The following is a 20,785-nucleotide window of genomic DNA, read 5'->3' as shown; positions in this document are numbered from 1 at the left end:
CGGCTCGTCTTATGCTTGTCCGGGCTGATCAAGGCGCTTCCGCTTTGGTTCTTGCCGCTACATATGTGCTAAAATAAGTCAAATATAGCAGTATATTGATGAACAAAAGAAAAGATTACCATTATTTCATGAAATCTTCTTGATATGCGGAAATGATTATGATAATCTTTTAACAGAATTACGTTATAGTGCTTGAACCCTTTATTTTATTGGGTTTTTATTAAAAAAATAGATTTAGGTCACCAAAGTAGTAAAAATGGATTACTTTGGTAATAAAACCTTGCTATGACGTATAGAAATTAGAAAAATTGTTTAGAAATGTAGATAAGTAATCTTATTTACGAATCTTGATAATTTCTTTGGGAGGAGGTGAATGGCATGAACAAGACAGAACTTATTAATGCAGTTGCTGAAGCTAGCGAGCTTTCAAAAAAGGACGCTACAAAAGCAGTTGATGCTGTTTTTGATGCGATTTTAGATGCTTTAAAAAATGGTGATAAGGTACAACTAATTGGTTTTGGTAACTTTGAAGTACGTGAACGTGCTGCCCGTAAGGGTCGTAACCCACAAACAGGTGATGAAATCGAAATCGCTGCTAGTAAGGTACCAGCTTTCAAACCAGGTAAAGCGCTTAAAGATGCAGTTAAGTAATTACATAAATGATTGCTTTAAGCAGGTAGCTTAGGCAAAAAGGTCATGGAGAAGTCCATGGCCTTTTTTCTACTTAAAGGGTAATATCGACTGTAAGTATCTATTTTTTTGCTTGGAATGAAATGATTGTGCTAATATGTAGTTGGTGTTTATACTTAAAAGATATACTCTAGGAGGAATTCGGTATGTCGGAAGTCAATCGTGCCCAAATAGAAGAGGCGGTACGTTTAATATTAGAGGCAATTGGTGAAGATCCAAATCGTGAAGGTCTACTTGACACACCTAAAAGAGTGGCAAAAATGTATGAGGAAGTTTTCAGCGGTTTAAATGAAGATCCAAAGCAGCATTTTGAGACCATTTTTAGTGAAGATCACGAAGAACTTGTTTTAGTGAAAGATATTCCGTTCTACTCAATGTGCGAGCATCATTTAGTTCCTTTTTTTGGAAAAGCGCATGTTGCTTATATCCCACAAAATGGCCGTGTCACAGGGCTTAGTAAATTAGCTCGTGCTGTTGAAGCAGTTGCTAAAAGGCCGCAGCTGCAGGAACGGATTACGTCAACAATAGCAGATAGCATGATGGAAAAGCTTGACCCTCGCGGTGTAATGGTTGTAGTAGAAGCTGAGCATATGTGTATGACAATGCGTGGTGTAAAAAAGCCTGGTTCCAAAACCGTTACAACAGCTGTCCGCGGAGTTCTTGCAGATGATGCAGTGGCACGATCTGAAGTCCTATCCTTAATTAAATATTGAAATTAATTATTTCTTGACATATGGAGTGATCAAATTGGAAAAGCGTAATCCACAAAATAGCGATTATGTTGTGATTAAAGCTCAAGATGATGGAGTCAGTGTAATCGGCTTAACAAGGGGCTCTGATACCAGATTCCATCATTCAGAAAAGCTTGATAAAGGAGAGGTCCTCATTGCTCAATTTACGGAGCATACCTCTGCGATTAAAATTCGTGGTAACGCTAAAATTCTCACTCAATTTGGTGAAGTTGAGAGTGAAATTAGAAAATAGCGGCAACTTAGAATGGTAAGCGATTATTTTGTGAATTCCTGCTCACTTCAGACCTTTTATGTTATAATTGGGTCTGCCTTGTTTTATTTTTCTCTATAAGGTGGGCATGAAAATTTCATTCAAATAGACAATATAAAATACATATAGTGATTACATCGGGGAAGCAAGGGTGATGACAGTGCACGACATTCGACAAAAATTTACAACGATAAAAGAGCAGGTCGAAAAGAGGGTTTTTGATTCCTACTTGCTTGAATTTATCGAAACCCCAAAAATAGATGAGGAAAAGCTGTTAGTTCTCGTCTCTTTACTGGAATCATTAGAACTCTCTTTTAATCAGATACAAAACTATACATTGTCAACCATGTTAATTCAAATTGCCCTTGATACCCATGATTATATATCTAGCGAGACTATAGATGAGAAAAAAAGACAACTAACTGTACTTGCTGGAGACTATTTTAGCGGACTATATTATCAAATTCTTGCAGAAGCTGAAGATATTAACATGATAAAAGCTCTTTCAGCAGGGGTAAAAGAAGTAAACGAACATAAAATTCTCGTATACCAAACGGACCTCGATGGAATAGAAAGTCTAATGTCAGGTATTAGAAAAATCGAAAGTTCTTTACTGTCAAAGGTCGCAGATTATTTTAAAGTAGAGTTTTGGGATGAGTTTCTTGGGGATTTTTTATTATATAAAAGGCTATTAATTGAGAGAAACGAATATTTTCAATCAGGCTGCTCTATTCTTTTTCAATCACTGAAGAAACTCGTTTTCACAGGAGCAAAATTGGAAGATTTAACAGAAGAACAACAACAGCGTTTAATTCAGACATGCGATGAATATATAGAACGTTTAAAACATGCTGTAGAAAAACAACTTCCTAACATAAATGACTTTCTAGCAAAAAGGGTCACAGCGTTGTTGGGTCAGTATCAGCCATATGCAAAAACTTTTGTGGAAGAAGGGTAAAACATGCAGCAATCGAAAGAACAGCGCGTTCATAATGTGTTTGAAAAGATATCTGATAACTATGATAAAATGAACTCAGTTATTAGTTTTCAGCAACACATCAAGTGGCGGAAGGATACCATGAGAAGAATGAATGTTCAACCGGGTTCAAAAGCTCTCGATGTATGCTGCGGAACTGCTGATTGGACCATTGCCTTAGCTGAAGCAGTTGGCCCTTCCGGAAAAGTTACAGGTTTAGACTTTAGCCAAAACATGTTGAATGTTGGGATAGAAAAAGTTAAGGATTTAGGATTGGAACAGGTGACATTAATTCATGGAAATGCAATGGAACTTCCTTTTCCTGATAATAGCTTTGATTATGTTACGATTGGCTTTGGCTTAAGAAATGTACCTGATTACCTGCAGGTATTAAAGGAAATGCATCGGGTTCTTAAACCAGGCGGGATCGCAGTTTGCCTGGAAACATCACAGCCTACCTTAATTGGCTATAAACAGCTTTATTATTTTTATTTTCGTTTTATCATGCCTTTGTTTGGAAGACTTTTGGCGAAAAGCTACCGGGAGTATTCATGGCTCCATGAATCTGCCCGTGATTTTCCAGGGATGAGAGAGCTTGCCAAGTTGTTTGAAAAGGCAGGGTTCAATGAAGTGAAATATAAACCATATAGTGGTGGTGCTGCCGCTGTTCATATAGGTAAAAAAATCTAATTCATCAAAAATGAAGACGGGATGAAAAGCAGGGTGAATACAAATGAAATTAAAAATGATGTATTCATTTTTGAATTCGGATATTAACATAATAGAAAAAGAACTTGAAGAGACCATCCAGCCGGAGTCTCTTCTTTTGAAACAAGCTTCTATGCATACATTACAAGCTGGAGGAAAACGAATTCGTCCTGTTTTTGTTTTGCTTGCAGGTAAATTTGGTGATTACGATATCCATGTACTGAAAAATGTAGCTGTCGCATTGGAATTAATTCATATGGCCTCACTGGTTCATGATGATGTGATAGATGATGCTGATCTTCGCCGGGGACAACCAACTGTCAAATCAAAATGGGATAACAAAATAGCGATGTATACAGGTGACTTTGTTTTTGCACTTGCCCTCGAATTAATGACAAATATTGAAAGACCTGAGGCCCATAAAATTTTGGCGAACACCATTGTGGAAGTAACTGTAGGTGAAATTCAACAAATTAAAGATAAATATCGTTTTAAGCAAAACCTTAGAGATTACCTTAGGAGAATCAAAAGGAAGACTGCCCTGTTAATTGCAGTAAGCTGTCAATTAGGAGCTGTTGCTGCAGGGGTAGAAGAAAAATATCATAAGAAACTATTCCGATTTGGTTATTACGTTGGAATGTCCTATCAGATTATTGATGATATTTTGGATTTTACCTCGACTGAAAAGGAACTAGGAAAGCCAGCTGGAAGCGATCTTCTACAAGGAAATATTACAGCCCCTGCCCTGTTTGCTATGGATGATCCTCATACACTTTGTGAAATTGAAAAGGTACATGAAAATATGGGACCCGAGGAAATAGGACGGATCATCTCCCTAATTAAACGATCAGGTGCGATTGAAAAATCCTTCGCTTTAAGTGATCACTATTTAGATAAGGCATTAACTGTACTAGAAGAGTTACCAGAAAACAAAGCCAAAAGGACATTGCGAGATATTGCTAAATATATAGGCAGACGAAAGTTCTAATTTCTTTGCCGGCGTCAGCTTGCTAAATATTCAAAAAAATGATAACATTTTCATGGATTGTTCAAAACTAACAATCAATATACATAATATTTTTTTAGGAGTGGAGACCATGGAAAAAACATTTTTGATGGTAAAGCCTGACGGAGTTCAGCGTAACCTTATTGGGGAAATTGTAGCTCGCTTTGAAAAGAAAGGCTTCCAATTAGTCGGGGCAAAATTAATGAGTATTCCAAATGAGCTTGCTGAAGAACATTATGGGGAACATAAGGAGCGTCCATTTTTCGGGGAATTAGTTGATTTCATCACTTCAGGACCTGTTTTTGCGATGGTTTGGCAGGGTGAAAATGTGATTGCAACAGCTCGTCAAATGATGGGTTCTACTAATCCTAAGGACGCGGCCCCAGGAACGATCCGCGGTGACTTTGGCCTTACTGTGGGTAAAAATGTTATTCACGGCTCTGATTCTCCGTCTAGTGCGGAACGTGAAATTGGATTATTTTTTAAAGAGACTGAAGTAGTTGATTATTCTAAGTTAGTGAACGAGTGGATTTACTAATCTAACTTGAAAGGCACTTGTATAATAATATACGAGTGCCTTTTTTTGTATCCGATTACAAAAAATTTACCCTTATTTTCTGAATAGTTATACTATGTTTATTTTGCTCAATATGTTATATTGATAAATAATTCTTTAATGAGTTGAAGGGGGAAAGAGCGATGGGAATGAGATATTTAACAGCAGGAGAATCCCATGGGCCGCAGTTAACGACAATTTTAGAGGGCTTACCAGCATGCATGCCGCTGGAAGCTTCAGATATAAATAATGAGTTAGCCAGACGGCAAAAAGGCTATGGCCGGGGAAGACGCATGCAAATCGAAAAGGATACTGCAGAAATAGTTTCAGGTGTTCGTCATGGACAAACCCTTGGTTCACCGATTGCATTAGTGGTAAAGAACAATGACTGGAAGCATTGGACCAAGATTATGGGAATTGAGGCGTTAGTGGAAGGGCAAGAAGATGAAATCAAGCGTAAGGTGACAAGGGCACGACCTGGTCACGCGGATTTAAATGGGGCCATTAAATACGGCCACCACGATATGAGAAATGTATTAGAGCGTTCTTCAGCACGGGAAACAACGGTTAGAGTTGCAGCCGGTGCAGTCGCGAAAAAGCTATTATCACTGCTTGGTGTAGAGATTGTAGGACATGTTGTCGAAATCGGCGGGGTGAAAGCATCCGTAGACCCTAACCTTGCGATAGAAACATTAAAAGAAGTCACTGAATTATCTCCAGTTCGCGTTGCAGATTCCAAGGTGGAGCAAGCAATGATGTCAGCTATTGACGAAGCAAAGCAAAATGGAGATTCCATCGGCGGGGTTGTCGAGGTGATTGCAACAGGTATGCCTGCAGGTATTGGAAGTTATGTTCATTATGATCGAAAATTGGATGGGAAATTAGCAGCAGCTATTATGAGTATTAACGCCTTTAAAGGTGTTGAAATAGGAATTGGCTTTGAAGCGGCAAGCTTGCCTGGAAGTCAAGTGCATGATGAAATTGGATGGGATAAAGAAGTTGGTTTTTACCGTAAGACCAACCGGCTTGGCGGTTTTGAAGGCGGCATGACGACCGGGATGCCACTCGTCGTTAGAGGAGTAATGAAGCCAATTCCAACACTATATAAACCGTTGATGAGTGTCGATATTGAAACAAAGGAGGCATTTGCGGCCAGTGTTGAGCGGTCTGACAGTTGTGCAGTACCGGCGGCGGCTGTTGTTGCTGAGCATGTAGTAGCATGGGAACTTGCTAACGCACTTATTGAACAGTTTAATAGTGATCGGTTTGATACCCTTGTCGATGAAATTAATAGACATCGGGAATATGCGAGGGAGTTCTAATGGAAACTATTCAAATTCAAACAGAATCCAAGGAATATCCTGTATTTGTGGGAGAAGGGTGTAGAAATGAACTTCCTGTATTCTTGACAAATCATTTCCCTGATCTCACAAGAATACTAATTATTACGGATGAAACAGTTGCAAAGCTTCATCTTGAAACATTACTTCAAGTACTGAAACCTTGGGAACCGATCATGTTTACTGCACCAGCAGGTGAAAAAGCAAAGACCTTTGAGGTATATTATGATGCCCTGACAACCGCTCTAGCCAGTCGTTTAGACCGCAAATCGGTTGTTCTCTCCTTTGGAGGAGGGGCGGTTGGAGATTTGACCGGATTTGTTGCAGCTTCGTTTATGCGCGGTATTCCTTTTATTCAAGTGCCTACCACCATTCTTGCACATGATAGTGCCGTAGGCGGAAAAGTTGCGATCAATCATCCGCTTGGGAAAAATATGATTGGAGCTTTTTATCAGCCGGAAGCAGTATTTTATGATCTAGAATTATTAAATACGCTTCCCATTCATGAAATTCGATCTGGATTTGCGGAGGTTATTAAACATGCCCTTATAGCGGATCCTCATTTTTATGATTGGTTAAGGTTAAATATTCATAATTTAAATGCCATAACAAAAGAACAATTATCCGCTTCTCTTGTACAAGGGATAAAGATTAAAAACAAGTTCGTATCGCAGGATGAAAAAGAAACAGGAATCCGCGCTTTTTTAAATTTAGGTCATACCCTTGGACATGCGATCGAAGCAGAAATGGGTTATGGAAATTTCACCCATGGTGAAGCAGTAATGATTGGGACGATTTTTGCCTTAAAATTAAGTAATAACTTATTAGGTTTATCGTTTAATATAAGTGAATTCATTGACTGGGTTACAGAATTAGGCTATGAAACAACCGTACCTAAACAATTATCCTTTGAAAGCTTGATAGCGAAAATGAGACAGGATAAAAAATCTGTAGGGGATGCGATTCGTTTTGTTTTACTTGAACAAGTGGGGCATCCTTTACTCCAGGAAGTGTCAGAAGAGGTATTATGGCAAGAGTTGACAAGATTTTAATATAAGGGAGAATGTTTTATGATCAGAGGTGTGAGGGGTGCCACGACGGTTACTGCTAATTCTGAAGAAGCTATTATTGCAGCGACAGAGGAACTTTTTGCTAAATTAATTGAAGTAAATCAAATTCAACCTGATTCCGTCGCCTCCGTATTAGTTTCAACAACAGAAGATGTTGATGCTGCGTTTCCGGCTAAGGCATTGCGGAAATTCCCAGGCTGGACCTATGTACCAGTAATGTGTATGCGAGAAATGCCTGTTCCTAACTCCTTGAAGATGTGTGTTAGAGTAATGATGCACGTCAATACAAGTGTTACACAGGAAAAAATTGTCCATGTTTATTTAAATGATGCACAAGTGTTAAGACCTGATTTAAACAACAGCGTTGCATTATAAAATTAACAAACTTTTAAAGCGAACGGGGTGGAGAAAATGAGATGGAAAGAACAGTTATTAACACTAACTCCATATCAACCAGGAAAGTCTATTGATGCAGTAAAGAAACAATTTAATCTCGAAAAGATCGTAAAACTAGCCTCCAATGAAAATCCATTTGGGTGTTCAGATTCTGTTCATTCAGCCCTAAATTCGAATTCAACCAGTCTGGCTATTTATCCAGATGGCTATGCGACAAATTTAAGAGAAACACTTGCATCCTTTTTGGAGGTTGAAGAGAACGAGCTCATTTTAGGTAATGGCTCAGATAATTTAATTCAAATTATCTCAAGAGCTCTATTACATCCAAATGCCAGTACAGTAATGGCTCATCCGACCTTTTCGCAGTATAAGCACAATGCGGTAATTGAAGGAGCGATTATTAAGGAAATCCCTCTTGTAAACGGGGAGCATGACTTAGACGCTATGTTAGAGGCCATTGATGAACAGACTAATGTCATTTGGGTGTGCAGCCCTAATAATCCGACAGGTACATATATTTCGGAGAATAAATTAGTCCCATTTCTAGAAAAAGTTCCGCCACACATTCTTGTGGTTCTTGACGAGGCTTATTATGAGTACGTAGTAGCCGAGGATTATTATAATTCTATTAGTTTGACCCGTAAGTTCGATAACCTAATTGTATTAAGAACGTTTTCAAAAATTTATGGTTTAGCAGCCTTAAGGATTGGCTATGGGGTAGCTAATCCAGCAATTATCAAGGCCTTAGAACCTGCTAGGGAGCCATTTAACGTTAATTCATTAGGCCAGCTAGCTGCAAGTGCGGCAATTAAAGATCAGCAATTTGTCGAAGACTGTAAAGAAAAGAACAGGCAGGGAATTACACAATTTTATAAATTTTGCGATCAGCATAATTTAGAATATTATCCTACCCAGACCAACTTTATCTTAATAGATTTCAAAATAGACGGAGATAAGATTTTTCATTATTTACAAGAGAGAGGATTTATTGTCCGTTCCGGAAAAGCACTCGGCTTCCCGACCTCAGTAAGAATAACGGTGGGCTCCGAAGCACAAAACGATGGTGTTTTAAAGGTACTAAGCGAATTTCTTGGGGCAAACTAGAAGCAGTTTTCTCTAAATAGGGGGATGGACATTGAAGGGCCGGGTTTTTGTCATTGGCTTAGGATTAATAGGTGGATCCTTGGCATTATGTATTAAGAAGGAACATTTCGATTCGGAAATTGTTGGATTCGATATTAACTATGAACAGGCAAGGCTAGCAAAGATGCTTGGTGTCATAGATGAAATAGCAGTTAGTATTCAGGATGGAGCAATTGGAGCTGATTTAATTATAATAGCTGCTCCAGTTAATGAAACTAAGGAAATCATTCACCTCCTTTCTGAACTTCCACTTAATAAAGAAGTGATAGTAACTGACACAGGAAGTACAAAGGGGAAAATTGTTGAGAGCAGTCTAAGTTTAACAAAACGTGGGTTTACTTTCATTGGCGGCCACCCTATGGCTGGCTCACATAAAAGCGGTGTCTCAGCTGCAAAGGAGATTTTATTTGAAAATGCTTTTTATTTATTAACACCAGAAGACCATATTGAAAACACTAAGGTGGATACTCTCAAAGAGTGGTTAATTGGGACACATGCTAAATTCTTAACGATTACTCCGGAAACACATGATTATCTTACAGGAATCGTCAGCCATTTTCCGCATATTATTGCTGCATCAATTGTTCGGCAAACCGAAAAACTCTCTGAATCAGAGGGTCTAATCCCCCGTCTTGCTGCGGGAGGTTTTCGTGATATTACAAGGATTGCTTCAAGCAGTCCTAAAATGTGGAAAGATATCTTGCTTCACAACCGTGAAATATTAATTGAATTACTTAACCAATGGCTTTCAGAAATGAATGAGGTCAAAACACTGTTAGAACAAGAAAACAGTACTGCTATATACAATTATTTTAATCAGGCCAAGCAGTTCCGTGATGGGCTTCCCCAGAAAGAAAAAGGGGCTATTCCTTCATTTTATGACTTGTATGTGGATATTCCAGATTATCCTGGGGTGATCTCAGAGATAACTGGTTATCTAGCAAAGGAACACATTAGCATCACTAATATTCGTATTTTAGAAACGCGCGAAGATATTAATGGAGTTTTAGTTATTAGTTTTCAAACAGAAGAGGATCGTCAAAGAGCTGAGCGATGTATAGGAAGTTATTCCAATTACGCAACTTCAGTGGGTACTTAACTGGTAAAGAAAATCTGCTGATTAGTGCGCTGACAAATCTTGAAATAAAAAAAGGTGATTTAGATGGAAACATTAAAACTTAATACCAACGTCAATCGTTTAGTTGGTGAAGTAACAATCCCAGGTGATAAATCTATATCTCATCGCTCTGTCATGTTTGGTTCTATCGCCCATGGCGAAACAAGGGTAACTAATTTTTTGCCGGGGGATGATTGTTTAAGTACAATCTCATGCTTTCGTAAATTAGGCGTAACGATTGAGGAATCAGAGGATGAGCTTCGAATTATTGGAAAGGGCTTTGAAGGATTAACAGAGCCTTCCGAGGTTTTGGATGTAGGAAACTCTGGAACAACGATTCGATTATTGATGGGCATTTTAGCAGGCAGACCCTTTTTCTCATCACTCGTGGGAGATGAGTCGATTGGTAAGAGACCAATGACAAGGGTAACGGTCCCATTGACCCAAATGGGTGCTAAACTGGATGGACGAAAAAATGGTGATTTTACACCAATTTCTATCCGTGGCGGTCAATTACAGTCGATTGAGTATCAGCTTCCAGTTGCAAGCGCGCAGGTTAAATCTGCATTAATTCTTGCTGGACTTCAGGCAGATGGAGTGAGCACGATTATTGAGCCTGCTGAGACTCGTGATCATACAGAAAGAATGATTCGACAATTTGGCGGTGAGATTACAAAAGATAATCAGACCATTAGGGTAAAAGGCGGACAAAAACTGACAGCATCAACTATTCATGTTCCTGGTGATATATCGTCTGCGGCGTTTTTCCTCGTTGCAGGTGCCATAATTCCTGGCAGTGAGATTGTCTTAAAAAATGTTGGGCTAAATCCAACTAGAACCGGGATTATCGAAGTTATGCAAAAAATGGGCGCGGAATTAGAGATTGTCCAAGCGGAGACCAATGATTTTGAACCTGCTGGGGATCTCATCATCAAAACTTCTAACCTGAAAGGGACAGTAGTGGAAGGTAATTTAATTCCAAGACTAATTGATGAAATTCCAATCATTGCCCTCCTTGCAACACAAGCGGAAGGGACAACTATCATTAAAGATGCTGAAGAATTAAAGGTAAAAGAAACAAATCGTATTGATACAGTAGTTCAAGAGTTAAGGAAAATAGGGGCTGATATTGAAGCGACCGATGATGGAATGATTATCCATGGGAAATCAAAGTTAACCGGTGGAAAGGTTTCAAGTCACGGAGACCATAGGATTGGCATGATGCTTGCTATTGCTGCTCTTTTATCTGAGAATGCTGTAGAACTTGAAAGATTCGAAGCGATTTCGGTTTCTTACCCGAACTTTTTTACACATTTAAATATCTTAACCCGCTAAGGCTGCCTTTTAGGCAGCTTTTGCTTTTTTTAATGACTTCTTAAAGGTATAGAATTACAATTCTTCGCATAGCTTGTCTTAAGAAAAGTAAATAGGTGGTGGACGATGTATATTATTGAAAATGCCAATATACTTAAAGACAAGCAGCTAACTACATGTTCGCTTTTCATTACTAATGAACAAATAAAGATGGTCCAAAAATGTACATCCCATGATCGGTTTATGAGAATGAATCTAGATCCTTATATTATGACTCCTACTTATGTCCTTTTAAGTTCAGCTATTCCTTACAAAGGCTCCTTTGAAGGTTTAAAGTCCTATTTGACTGAACATTTTTTATTAAAGGGATGTACCACCATTTTTACTTATGTTGAACTATCATACGAAAAGGAACTGTCAGATAAAATAAACGAAATGAAGACGGCCTTAATCAGCAGTCCGATTGATTTTACTATCGGGGTAAAAATTCCACCAAAATTAATAACCCCCTCATTTATGAGAAGTTGTAAAAAATATAAAATCCCGGCAATTTTTGTAGATTTGAGTGATCTCGATGAATTAGAAAGAATTCCGTGGGGCTGGATTAGGGAAGCGATGTTTCCCTTTAATAGTCCTTTAATTCCAATAATTTCTTTACCCCAAAAGAAGGAAGCGAGGATGGTTTTGTCGAAATGGAAGGATATAATGATAAAAGAAAAAATTCCATCCCTATACGAGGTGATGGAAGAAAATGATCCCCTGCCCATTTCTATTCAAAATAAGCTTGGCCTTTACCCCCAAAAAGGCAGCCTTATGACAGGTACAGAATTAAGCTATAATTTATATCTAAAGGATAGAGAAATCAGGAAGGTTGATGAAGGAAGTTTATTTCATTATCATAGTAATAGACTTGTTGTAACAGTTCACAAAGGAAAGGTGATCCGCTCGGGAGATAAAGTTTTATTTAGTCCTGGAAGTGGAGAATATGTTAAGGTGCGAACCCCATCTTATTTTTCTTTGTAAATCTGGGGAGGTAGAGGTATTTGCGAATGGAACGTGTAAATAAAATTATTCAAATGTTAGAAAACGGCCAACATAAAGAGGCATTAGATGAATATAATGATGTATTACAAAGCGGTAATCCGGAAGAAAAATTTCTTCTCGGCGAAGAACTTTACCACTATGGATTTTTAGAAGAGTCAAAGGCATTAATTGAAAGTTTGCTAAAAACCTATCCTGAAGAAGGCGAGCTCCTTGTCCTGCTGGGTGAAATATTAGTTGAGGCAGGTGAAGAGGAAGAAGCAATCCTTGTACTAGAGAGAATTTCAGAACAAGATGCCCATTTTGCACAGTCACTCTTATTACTAGCTGATCTTTACCAAGTTCAGGGTCTTTATGAAGTATGCGAAAGAAAGTTATTAAAAGCAAAAGAGCTGCTGCCTGACGAGGTTATTATCGATTTTGCCTTAGGGGAACTCTATAGTGAGCAAGGTGAAGTTATTAAAGCCAAGAACGCATACGAGCGAGTTTTAAGGGAAGAGGATGAAATTGCAGGAGTTAATATTCATGGAAGAATGGCTGATTTATTAAGTGCTTCAGGAGCTTTTGAAGAGGCCCTTACTTATTATGATCAAGCATTGAGAGAAAAGGTTGAGATTAATACTCTATTTGGTTATGCTTTAACTGCACTTCAAGCAGGATACAACCGTACAGCAATTGAAAAGTTCAATGAATTAAAAGAATTTGACCTGGAGTACCATTCCCTTTATCTACATCTTGCTAAGGCGTATGAACGGGAAGAAGAACTCGAAAATAGTCTACAATCTATTAAAGATGGCATTAAACAGGATGAATTTAATAAGGAGTTATTTTTCTACGGTGGTAAAATCTGTTTAAAGCTGGGCAATGAAGAGGAAGCAGAGCAATACTTTCGTGAGGCTCTTGCACTTGACCCAGGATTTATGGAAGCAGCGATTACTTTAAATAAGCTTTTTTTCCGCCAGGAACGTTACGAGGATGTAATTGAATTGATTTCACAGCTAGATATACATGGTGATGAGGAACCGCAGCTGCTTTGGGATGCAGCCGTAGCAAACGATAAACTTGAATTATATTCTTCAGCATTAGACAAATATGAAAGTGCATATACTTTTTTTAAGAATAATGAGACATTTTTACAGGATTACGGATATTTTCTTGTAGAAGAAGGAAAAAACAAACGCGCCGCCGAAATTTTTAAACAGTTGTTAATGGGGGATCCAACGAACGAAGAGTATCTTGATTTGCTTGAACGTCTTACCGATGTGAACACTTAAAAAAAAGCTGATTATGCAGAGGAGGGAAACTATCATGACAACCCCTGTTTCTGTCAACGAGAAGAAGGATTTTATTCGCTGGTTTTTAAATCATTATCAATTAAAAAGAAGAGAATGTGTTTGGATTTTAAACTATCTAATGAGCCACGATCAATTAATGGAAAAGGTACATTTTGTTGAGCAAGCACAGTATTGTCCTCGCGGTTTGATCATGTCAACACACTGTGTTGATAAAGTTCCGTTTCGCTTTTATAAAGAAAATGTCATGACAACAGATGCAGAAAAATCCTTTCATGATATTCGCTTGAATCGCGACGAGGATATTTTTATTCAGTTGAATTTTCACGCTTCCAATCAGGCACATCAATATGCAGCAGTTTTGGAGGAAAATCCATTTGTTCCGAAGCATCTACAGGTAAACGAAAAAGATGGCATGATCGCAGAACAATTATTGCAATACAGCATTGAACGTTTTAACCGTGAAAAACTATTGGAGCTAATTGATGAAGCTCTTGATAAACAGGATCAGCAATTATTCCAAGCACTGACCGAGAAATTAAATAAATTGTCTCAAACTCAAAAAAAGGGAAGTCTGCGCTAAGCCGGCTTCCTTTTTCTTCGTTTAGGAAATTATAAAATTTTCGCTTGTGGATAACGGTTAATAAAAGGACTGTCGACGTCNNTGTCGGGGCTGACCAAGGCGTTTGCGCTTTTGTTCATTGGAGTGGAATACTTTCAAAATATTCTACTTTATCTTTTATATTCTTGGGAGATAATGATATGATAGAAGTAGCGAATCAAAAAGGTTGGTGTAATAATGAAATGGATACCTCAAGAAGTTGAAACATACTTAAATGCAAAAGAGTATGTTGATACCGCGGTTATTCCAGTTTACTCTTTAGCGTTTGGAGAGGAGATGAAACAGTCGGCTGCTGCATTTGAATTTATATCGCTTTTGACAGGATATCTTGAAAGGCAGTTTACAGGAAGGATTTTATTATTCCCTCCGTTTACCTATCTAAAAAGCGATAATATGGAAAATGTAATGAGCGAGTTATTAAAATGGGAAGATAACATTTTACAAAGTGAATTTAAGCACATCTTTTACATAACTTCTGAGCTGGATTGGCGTATGTATGAAAATAAATTAGGCGGATCGTTAATTTGGCTGCCGTCCCTTCCACTTGGAAACATGAGTGAACCTCAAAAAATAGAGGTTGTTGAAAGTCAAGTCAAGCAGTTATTATCGATTTTTACACAGAAATGGAGTAATAACGAGTAAAACAACCCATATTATATGTTTTTAAAATAGTATGATATTGACCTTGCTACAAGATTGATATATCATTGTTATGTCCTAGTTTTATATGTGTTTAAATTGTGTCCGTTGGACTGAAATTTATGAACAAGGGGGGGATAAGCTTGAGTAAAGAGCGCGTTTCAAGACGTCAATTTTTAAACTACACTTTAACTGGTGTAGGCGGATTCATGGCAGCTGGTATGTTAATGCCGATGGTTAGATTTGCTGTTGATCCTGTTTTAAAAGGTGAAGCAGCTGGGGATTTCATTGCAACAAAACAAAAGGTTTCTGAATTAACGGATGAACCAGTTCGTGTTGACTTTACCTTTAAACAAAAGGATGCATGGTATGAGTCAGAAGTTACTAACACTGCTTGGGTTTATAAAGATGGTGACAAAATTGTAGCCCTATCGCCAATTTGTAAACACCTGGGCTGTACTGTGGGCTGGAATACGAACAAGGAACATCCAAATCAATTCTTCTGTCCATGCCACTATGGACGCTACGAGAAGGACGGTACGAATATTCCAGGTACACCGCCGTTAGCACCGCTTGATGAATACCCATACAAGGAAAAAGGCGGCTTCCTATACTTAGGAAAAGCTGAACCACGGAAGGAGGCGTAATCATTGTTAAACAAAATTTACGATTGGGTAGATGAACGTTTAGATATTACGCCGCTGTGGCGCGATATCGCGGACCATGAAGTACCTGAGCATGTAAACCCTGCGCATCACTTTTCAGCGTTTGTTTATTGCTTTGGCGGTCTGACATTCTTTGTTACTGTTATTCAAATACTTTCCGGTATGTTCTTAACCATGTATTATGTGCCGGATATCAAAAACGCTTGGGAATCGGTTTATTATCTGCAAAATGAAGTTGCATTTGGACAAATCGTACGTGGAATGCATCACTGGGGAGCCAGTTTAGTACTTGTAATGATGTTTTTACATACGTTACGCGTCTTCTTCCAAGGTGCCTATAAAAAACCTCGTGAATTAAACTGGATTGTCGGAGTTCTTATTTTCTTCGTCATGCTGGGATTAGGTTTTACGGGATATTTATTACCTTGGGATATGAAAGCGCTGTTCGCTACAAAAGTAGGTCTGCAAATTGCTGAGGCAACACCGTTCATTGGTTCTTACGTGAAAGTTTTACTTGCAGGACATGAACATATTGTTGGTGCTCAAACATTAACTCGATTCTTTGCGATCCATGTGTTCTTCTTGCCTGCAGTGTTGTTTGGGTTAATGGCAGCACACTTTATCATGATTCGCAGACAAGGTATCTCTGGACCGCTTTAAAATCAGTTTTTGTCTGACATTGTAAGTGTTATTACAGAAAAAAGGAGGGGATTGCTCAATGCATCGCGGTAAAGGTATGAAGTTTGTTGGTGACTCACGTGTTCCAGCACCAGAAATGCGTACGCCAAAACTTCCGAAAGATTACTCTGAATATCCTGGTAAAACAGAAGCGTTCTGGCCTAACTTTCTATTGAAAGAATGGATGGTTGGAGCAGTATTCCTTGTTGGTTATTTATGTTTAACAGTAGCCCATCCGGCTCCGCTTGAAAGGATAGCGGATCCAACGGATACGGGATATATTCCATTACCAGACTGGTATTTCTTGTTCTTGTATCAATTATTAAAATATTCATTTGCATCTGGTCCATATACGGTTATTGGTGCAATGATTATGCCTGGATTAGCATTTGGAGGGTTATTATTAGCACCGTTCCTTGATGTGGGTCCTGAACGCCGTCCAAGAAAGCGACCAGTCGCAACTGGATTTATGTTGTTAGCTCTCGCAGCTACTGTGTTCTTAACATGGCAGTCTGTTGCAACCCATGACTGGGCAGCTGCAGAACGACAAGGTAAAATTGTCGCAAAAGTTGAAATAGACAAGACAAGTGAAGGATATAAAATTGCTAGTGCAAATACGTGTATTACCTGTCATGGTGATAGCTTCCAAGGTGGTGCTGGTGCTCCAACTCTAATTGGTACAGGCTTATCTGCAGAAGAAGTGGCTAAGATTGCTAAACAGGGTAAAGGCGGAAAGATGCCAGCAGGTGTTTTTAAGGGTTCAGACGCTGAACTTAAAACGCTATCTGAATATATCTCTGGCCTTGGTAAAAAATAATTGAATGAATTAAAAGCTGACGGGGAATCGTCAGCTTTTTTCTTGATGAAGACTCAAATGAAAAGGGGGAGTATGCGTGAGGTGGATTTACCCTCTCCTGTCAAATCGATCTGTGCTGCAGCTATTACTTCTAGTAAATATTGCGGGGACTATTTACGGATATTACTGGTACGGATGGCAATTAAAAGAAACGCCGCCGGTTTTTCTTGCCTTTGTACCTGATAGTCCAACAGCGAGCTTATTTTTTGTCTTTGTCCTGCTGGCATTTTTGCTTAAAAGAAATTGGCCGTTAATTGAAGCACTAGCGATCGTGACTTTATTTAAATACGGGATATGGGCAGTAGTTATGAACATTCTTGTTTTCATAGTGCAGGGAGAACTAGACTGGGTCGGGTACATGCTAATTTTCTCTCACTTTGCAATGGCCGTCCAAGGGATTTTATATGCACCATTCTATCGCATTAAGGGGTGGCACTTAATTGTGACTGCTATTTGGACACTTCACAATGATGTGATTGATTATGTTTTCTTCATGCTGCCAAGTTATCAAATGCTAGATAAATATATACCGCAAATTGGTTATTTTACATTTTGGCTTTCTTGTATTTCGATTGGCCTTGCCTATTATTTAGCCATTAGGCCTGGTCGCTTTAAACTAAAAATTAATAGTTGAAGATGGTCTAACCTTGTCCAGCCTTACATACATTTTATTAGTAATGAAAGGGGGGACAAGGTTTGAAATTCAAATGGTTATACTTTTTAGCAATGATCATGATGCTCACTCCCATAACTGTTTATGCCGAACAGCAATCGCCAATGGAGAAGCTCGATGATATCTCTGATGAAGCTCTCCAAATGGTGAAGTTTCAAAGATATGAAGATGCCCAAAAAATGCTTGATTATTTTTCTGACCAGTTTACGAGAATTAAAGGGACAGAAGAACCACTATCAATGGATGAGGTTAGAATTGTAAATACCTCCCATGATGAGGCAATGGAAGCTGCAGTTAGTCCCAACATGAAATATGAAGAACGACTAAATAAACTAACGAAGTTCCGTCTAGTTATTGATGCATTAGCAACGAGTCATCAGCCTTTATGGACAGAAATGGAAGATCAAATAATGACTGCCTTTCACCAGGCAAAAGAAGCAGCCGTAATGGGTGATGCGGCCCATTTTCATACAAATTTTAACACCTTTTTATCCTTATATAATGTCATTTATCCGAGTATGAAAATAGATGTACCTGTGGAAAATATTCAAAGATTAGATGCACGTATTGATTTTATTAACGAATATCGATCACAAGTAGTTAGTGACGCAAAAAGCCAGCAAGAACTTGAGGCACTTGACACTGATCTAAAAAATCTTTTCGCCAATATGGAAGAGGATGAAGCAGATCCATCATTATGGTGGGTAATTATTTCAACTGGTAGTATTATTATTATGACATTATCCTATGTAGGCTGGAGAAAGTACCAGGGAGATAAAGAACCCAAAAAGAATCGATCCAGAGACCTAAAGGATTGACGCGTCTAATCGGCTAAACATATGCTAATAACATCACGGGCTGATTTGGAGGTCATTATGTATCTTATTTACTTTGCAATTATTGTTTTAATTCCTTTGTGGGCGCAAATGAGAGTAAAAAATACTTTTGCCAAATATTCACGTGTACCAACATCAACCTATCGAAGAGGGGCTGATATTGCTAGGGAAATCCTCAATGCAAATGGCCTTTTTAATGTATCGGTTGAGGAGGGGCGAGGTTTTTTAAGTGACCATTATGATCCTAGAAACAAAACCGTCCGTCTCTCACCAGAAAATTATCATGGAAACTCCATTGCAGCAGCTGCAGTTGCTGCCCATGAATGTGGACATGCCATTCAGGATGGTCAAGGGTATGCTTTCCTCAGGTTCCGTCACGCATTAGTACCGGTTGCGAATCTAGGTTCAAATGCATCATGGATTCTGATTATGATTGGTATCTTTGCTCATTTAAGCGGGTTACTTTTGCTAGGGATTATCTTCATGGCGGCAGCAGTTCTCTTTCAACTGGTTACCCTGCCAGTTGAGTTTAATGCCTCAAACAGGGCCATGAATCAGGTCGTTTCTCTTGGATTAATTGGTAATCGTGAACAAAGAGAAGCTAGGAAGGTATTAAACGCAGCAGCCCTTACTTATGTAGCCGCAGCGGCGGTAGCAGTTTTAGAATTACTAAGACTTGTTTTGATTTTTACAGGAATGAATAGAAATGACGATTAAAAAATGTCCTCACAAAAGTGGGGACATTTTTTTAATCGCCAATCGGCATTTTATTTTCATCAAGGGTAAAACCTTCACCATGGACATCATGGACCACGGAGATAGAGACAAAGGCATGTGGGTCTACTGAAGTAATCAAATTCTTTAGCCGGATAATTTCATTTTTAGCTACTACACAATATAGCACCTCACGCTCATTTTTTGTATATGAGCCATACGCTTTAAGTGCAGTTACGCCGCGGTCCATTTCGGCCATTATTTTCGCCGCTATTTGCTCGTTTTGATCCGATATGATCATAGCGCCCCTCGCTGAGTAGGCTCCTTCTTGAATAATATCAATCACTCTCGCACCGACAAAAACAGCTACTAACGTGTACATTGCTTGTTTATAATTTAAATATGTAAACCAGGATATGGCAATAACGCACGCGTCAAATAGAAACATTGTTTTTCCCATGTTCCAGCCAGCATATTTTTGGACGAGCCTAGCAATAATATCAACGCCGCCAGTTGTACCACCAAATCGGAAGATAACCCCTAACCCAATCCCTGTAAAAGCTCCAGCAAACAATGCAGCTAATGTTAGATCGTGTTCTAGAGGCATTTCGATCGTATAGCGTTGAAATATCCATAAAGAAATCGAAACCCCGACCGTTCCTATGATGGTGTATAAAAAAGCATTCCGGCCCAATAGCTTCCAACCTATAAAAAACAAAGGAATATTAAGGATTAAGTTCGTATAAGAGGGATCCCATTTAAACAGGAAATAGAAAAGAAGTGTGATCCCTGTGAATCCACCCTCCGCTAGTTTATTCTGCATATTAAAATTAACAAGACCAAATGACATAATTGCAGAACCTATGAGGATAAAAAGAATATTTTTTATTTTTAGTCCCAAAATCATAATAATTGTCACCTCTTCCTTTATTTCTCTATGATGGCGGTTCTAATTATAACCAATTAGGATATTAAGAGCAATGAGAAGGAGGAAAACCGCTTGGATAAAGCGAAAACATTTGTAAATCAAGCGTAATTTAGCTAACATTAAAAGGTATATTAATAAGAGCAAATAACCCGTTTATGAAAATGAGGTGGAGAAATGACTAACGGGAAAACAATGAAGGACCTTCAAGCGGAAGTAGATACATACATAAGCCAGTTTAAAGAAGGATATTTTAGCCCACTCGCCATGCTTGCAAGACTAACGGAGGAGCTTGGTGAACTGGCAAGAGAAGTAAACCATTTTTATGGAGAAAAACCGAAAAAGTCGACGGAGACTGAGAAAGCAATTGAAGAAGAACTTGGGGATCTCCTTTTTGTAATGATTTGTTTTGCTAATTCTTTAAACATAGATTTGGAAGAGGCTCATGATTATGTAATGAATAAATTTAATACAAGAGATAAAAACCGATGGACAAGAATTGATCAAGAAAGTGTGGAGTGAGGAA

The 20,785-nt window shown here is 38.5% G+C and carries 25 protein-coding genes; 24 read left to right on the top strand and 1 reads right to left on the bottom strand.

What is annotated here, in order from left to right:
- Window positions 1–378 precede the first annotated feature (378 nt).
- The 23 genes from COD92_RS01855 (at window position 379) to COD92_RS01745 (ending at window position 19,337) form a co-directional block, all read left to right on the top strand.
- Entirely contained in the window at window positions 379–651 is a 273-nt protein-coding gene (locus COD92_RS01855) for an HU family DNA-binding protein (protein ID WP_007084878.1), read from the top strand.
- A gap of 185 nt (window positions 652–836) precedes the next feature.
- Entirely contained in the window at window positions 837–1,403 is a 567-nt protein-coding gene (gene folE / locus COD92_RS01850; RefSeq protein WP_098533697.1) for a GTP cyclohydrolase I FolE, read from the top strand.
- Between the two features lie 34 nt (window positions 1,404–1,437).
- On the top strand, window positions 1,438–1,674 hold the full coding sequence (gene mtrB / locus COD92_RS01845) for a trp RNA-binding attenuation protein MtrB (protein WP_098533695.1): 237 nt from the start codon (window positions 1,438–1,440) through the stop codon (window positions 1,672–1,674).
- Window positions 1,675–1,846: 172 nt separating this feature from the next.
- A complete protein-coding gene (locus COD92_RS01840; RefSeq protein ID WP_255286857.1) occupies window positions 1,847–2,650 on the top strand; it encodes a heptaprenyl diphosphate synthase component 1 in 804 nt (267 codons plus the stop codon).
- A gap of 3 nt (window positions 2,651–2,653) precedes the next feature.
- Window positions 2,654–3,358, top strand: a complete 705-nt coding sequence (locus tag COD92_RS01835) for a demethylmenaquinone methyltransferase (protein WP_098533693.1) — start codon at window positions 2,654–2,656, stop codon at window positions 3,356–3,358.
- A gap of 43 nt (window positions 3,359–3,401) precedes the next feature.
- Entirely contained in the window at window positions 3,402–4,364 is a 963-nt protein-coding gene (hepT, locus tag COD92_RS01830; RefSeq protein WP_098533691.1) for a heptaprenyl diphosphate synthase component II, read from the top strand.
- Window positions 4,365–4,473: 109 nt separating this feature from the next.
- Complete coding sequence (ndk, locus tag COD92_RS01825) at window positions 4,474–4,920, top strand: nucleoside-diphosphate kinase (protein WP_098533689.1); 447 nt, start codon at window positions 4,474–4,476, stop codon at window positions 4,918–4,920.
- A gap of 167 nt (window positions 4,921–5,087) precedes the next feature.
- Entirely contained in the window at window positions 5,088–6,260 is a 1,173-nt protein-coding gene (aroC, locus tag COD92_RS01820; RefSeq protein ID WP_098533701.1) for a chorismate synthase, read from the top strand.
- Complete coding sequence (aroB, locus tag COD92_RS01815) at window positions 6,260–7,330, top strand: 3-dehydroquinate synthase (protein ID WP_098533687.1); 1,071 nt, start codon at window positions 6,260–6,262, stop codon at window positions 7,328–7,330. Before aroC ends, aroB begins: the two co-directional genes overlap by 1 nt.
- 18 nt (window positions 7,331–7,348) lie before the next feature.
- Window positions 7,349–7,723, top strand: a complete 375-nt coding sequence (aroH, locus tag COD92_RS01810; protein WP_098533685.1) for a chorismate mutase — start codon at window positions 7,349–7,351, stop codon at window positions 7,721–7,723.
- Window positions 7,724–7,759: 36 nt separating this feature from the next.
- Window positions 7,760–8,848, top strand: coding sequence for a histidinol-phosphate transaminase (gene hisC / locus COD92_RS01805; RefSeq protein WP_098533683.1), 1,089 nt, complete (start codon window positions 7,760–7,762; stop codon window positions 8,846–8,848).
- A 31-nt stretch (window positions 8,849–8,879) separates the two neighbouring features.
- A complete protein-coding gene (locus tag COD92_RS01800; RefSeq protein ID WP_098533681.1) occupies window positions 8,880–9,986 on the top strand; it encodes a prephenate dehydrogenase in 1,107 nt (368 codons plus the stop codon).
- Between the two features lie 63 nt (window positions 9,987–10,049).
- A complete protein-coding gene (aroA, locus tag COD92_RS01795) occupies window positions 10,050–11,339 on the top strand; it encodes a 3-phosphoshikimate 1-carboxyvinyltransferase (protein ID WP_098533679.1) in 1,290 nt (429 codons plus the stop codon).
- Between the two features lie 105 nt (window positions 11,340–11,444).
- A complete protein-coding gene (locus COD92_RS01790; protein WP_098533677.1) occupies window positions 11,445–12,341 on the top strand; it encodes a hypothetical protein in 897 nt (298 codons plus the stop codon).
- Between the two features lie 26 nt (window positions 12,342–12,367).
- A complete protein-coding gene (locus tag COD92_RS01785) occupies window positions 12,368–13,633 on the top strand; it encodes a tetratricopeptide repeat protein (protein ID WP_098533699.1) in 1,266 nt (421 codons plus the stop codon).
- Between the two features lie 34 nt (window positions 13,634–13,667).
- Window positions 13,668–14,234: a ReoY family proteolytic degradation factor gene (locus COD92_RS01780; RefSeq protein WP_098533675.1), complete on the top strand. Its 567-nt coding sequence runs from the start codon at window positions 13,668–13,670 to the stop codon at window positions 14,232–14,234.
- Between the two features lie 216 nt (window positions 14,235–14,450).
- Window positions 14,451–14,915: a YpiF family protein gene (locus COD92_RS01775; RefSeq protein WP_098530416.1), complete on the top strand. Its 465-nt coding sequence runs from the start codon at window positions 14,451–14,453 to the stop codon at window positions 14,913–14,915.
- 119 nt (window positions 14,916–15,034) lie between these two features.
- A complete protein-coding gene (locus COD92_RS01770) occupies window positions 15,035–15,559 on the top strand; it encodes a QcrA and Rieske domain-containing protein (protein WP_141561064.1) in 525 nt (174 codons plus the stop codon).
- 3 nt (window positions 15,560–15,562) lie between these two features.
- Complete coding sequence (qcrB, locus tag COD92_RS01765) at window positions 15,563–16,237, top strand: menaquinol-cytochrome c reductase cytochrome b subunit (RefSeq protein ID WP_098530418.1); 675 nt, start codon at window positions 15,563–15,565, stop codon at window positions 16,235–16,237.
- Window positions 16,238–16,295: 58 nt separating this feature from the next.
- Window positions 16,296–17,072 (top strand): menaquinol-cytochrome c reductase cytochrome b/c subunit, encoded by a 777-nt coding sequence (locus tag COD92_RS01760; protein ID WP_098530419.1) that lies wholly within the window; start codon window positions 16,296–16,298, stop codon window positions 17,070–17,072.
- 76 nt (window positions 17,073–17,148) lie between these two features.
- Window positions 17,149–17,745, top strand: a complete 597-nt coding sequence (gene lhaT / locus COD92_RS01755; RefSeq protein WP_098530420.1) for a lipoprotein heptaprenylglyceryl N-acetyltransferase LhaT — start codon at window positions 17,149–17,151, stop codon at window positions 17,743–17,745.
- Window positions 17,746–17,807: 62 nt separating this feature from the next.
- Window positions 17,808–18,602, top strand: a complete 795-nt coding sequence (gene ypjB / locus COD92_RS01750) for a sporulation protein YpjB (RefSeq protein WP_098530421.1) — start codon at window positions 17,808–17,810, stop codon at window positions 18,600–18,602.
- A gap of 57 nt (window positions 18,603–18,659) precedes the next feature.
- On the top strand, window positions 18,660–19,337 hold the full coding sequence (locus tag COD92_RS01745) for a zinc metallopeptidase (RefSeq protein WP_098530422.1): 678 nt from the start codon (window positions 18,660–18,662) through the stop codon (window positions 19,335–19,337).
- 31 nt (window positions 19,338–19,368) lie between these two features.
- Here the strand turns inward: COD92_RS01745 and COD92_RS01740 are convergent, their stop codons facing one another.
- The gene (locus tag COD92_RS01740; RefSeq protein ID WP_098530423.1) at window positions 19,369–20,241 is read right to left on the bottom strand and encodes a YitT family protein; all 873 of its coding nucleotides are present in this window, start codon (window positions 20,239–20,241) and stop codon (window positions 19,369–19,371) included.
- 195 nt (window positions 20,242–20,436) lie between these two features.
- Here COD92_RS01740 and COD92_RS01735 point away from each other — a divergent pair, with 195 nt between their 5' ends.
- Window positions 20,437–20,781: a nucleotide pyrophosphohydrolase gene (locus tag COD92_RS01735; RefSeq protein ID WP_098530424.1), complete on the top strand. Its 345-nt coding sequence runs from the start codon at window positions 20,437–20,439 to the stop codon at window positions 20,779–20,781.
- Window positions 20,782–20,785: the final 4 nt, after the last annotated feature.

Source organism: Bacillus sp. AFS037270 (assembly GCF_002585305.1).
The sequence above is the reverse complement of the archived record's forward strand: the minus strand, read 5'-3'. Positions and strand labels throughout refer to the sequence as shown.

Coding starts and splice junctions, on each gene's coding strand:
- COD92_RS01855 (WP_007084878.1), top strand. CDS start 379: ATGAACAAGACAGAACTTATTAATGCAGTTGCTGAAGCTAGCGAGCTT.
- folE (WP_098533697.1), top strand. CDS start 837: ATGTCGGAAGTCAATCGTGCCCAAATAGAAGAGGCGGTACGTTTAATA.
- COD92_RS01840 (WP_255286857.1), top strand. CDS start 1,847: ATGACAGTGCACGACATTCGACAAAAATTTACAACGATAAAAGAGCAG.
- COD92_RS01835 (WP_098533693.1), top strand. CDS start 2,654: ATGCAGCAATCGAAAGAACAGCGCGTTCATAATGTGTTTGAAAAGATA.
- hepT (WP_098533691.1), top strand. CDS start 3,402: ATGAAATTAAAAATGATGTATTCATTTTTGAATTCGGATATTAACATA.
- ndk (WP_098533689.1), top strand. CDS start 4,474: ATGGAAAAAACATTTTTGATGGTAAAGCCTGACGGAGTTCAGCGTAAC.
- aroC (WP_098533701.1), top strand. CDS start 5,088: ATGAGATATTTAACAGCAGGAGAATCCCATGGGCCGCAGTTAACGACA.
- aroB (WP_098533687.1), top strand. CDS start 6,260: ATGGAAACTATTCAAATTCAAACAGAATCCAAGGAATATCCTGTATTT.
- aroH (WP_098533685.1), top strand. CDS start 7,349: ATGATCAGAGGTGTGAGGGGTGCCACGACGGTTACTGCTAATTCTGAA.
- hisC (WP_098533683.1), top strand. CDS start 7,760: ATGAGATGGAAAGAACAGTTATTAACACTAACTCCATATCAACCAGGA.
- aroA (WP_098533679.1), top strand. CDS start 10,050: ATGGAAACATTAAAACTTAATACCAACGTCAATCGTTTAGTTGGTGAA.
- COD92_RS01790 (WP_098533677.1), top strand. CDS start 11,445: ATGTATATTATTGAAAATGCCAATATACTTAAAGACAAGCAGCTAACT.
- COD92_RS01785 (WP_098533699.1), top strand. CDS start 12,368: ATGGAACGTGTAAATAAAATTATTCAAATGTTAGAAAACGGCCAACAT.
- COD92_RS01780 (WP_098533675.1), top strand. CDS start 13,668: ATGACAACCCCTGTTTCTGTCAACGAGAAGAAGGATTTTATTCGCTGG.
- COD92_RS01775 (WP_098530416.1), top strand. CDS start 14,451: ATGAAATGGATACCTCAAGAAGTTGAAACATACTTAAATGCAAAAGAG.
- COD92_RS01770 (WP_141561064.1), top strand. CDS start 15,035: ATGAACAAGGGGGGGATAAGCTTGAGTAAAGAGCGCGTTTCAAGACGT.
- COD92_RS01760 (WP_098530419.1), top strand. CDS start 16,296: ATGCATCGCGGTAAAGGTATGAAGTTTGTTGGTGACTCACGTGTTCCA.
- COD92_RS01745 (WP_098530422.1), top strand. CDS start 18,660: ATGTATCTTATTTACTTTGCAATTATTGTTTTAATTCCTTTGTGGGCG.
- COD92_RS01740 (WP_098530423.1), bottom strand. CDS start 20,241: ATGATTTTGGGACTAAAAATAAAAAATATTCTTTTTATCCTCATAGGT.
- COD92_RS01735 (WP_098530424.1), top strand. CDS start 20,437: ATGACTAACGGGAAAACAATGAAGGACCTTCAAGCGGAAGTAGATACA.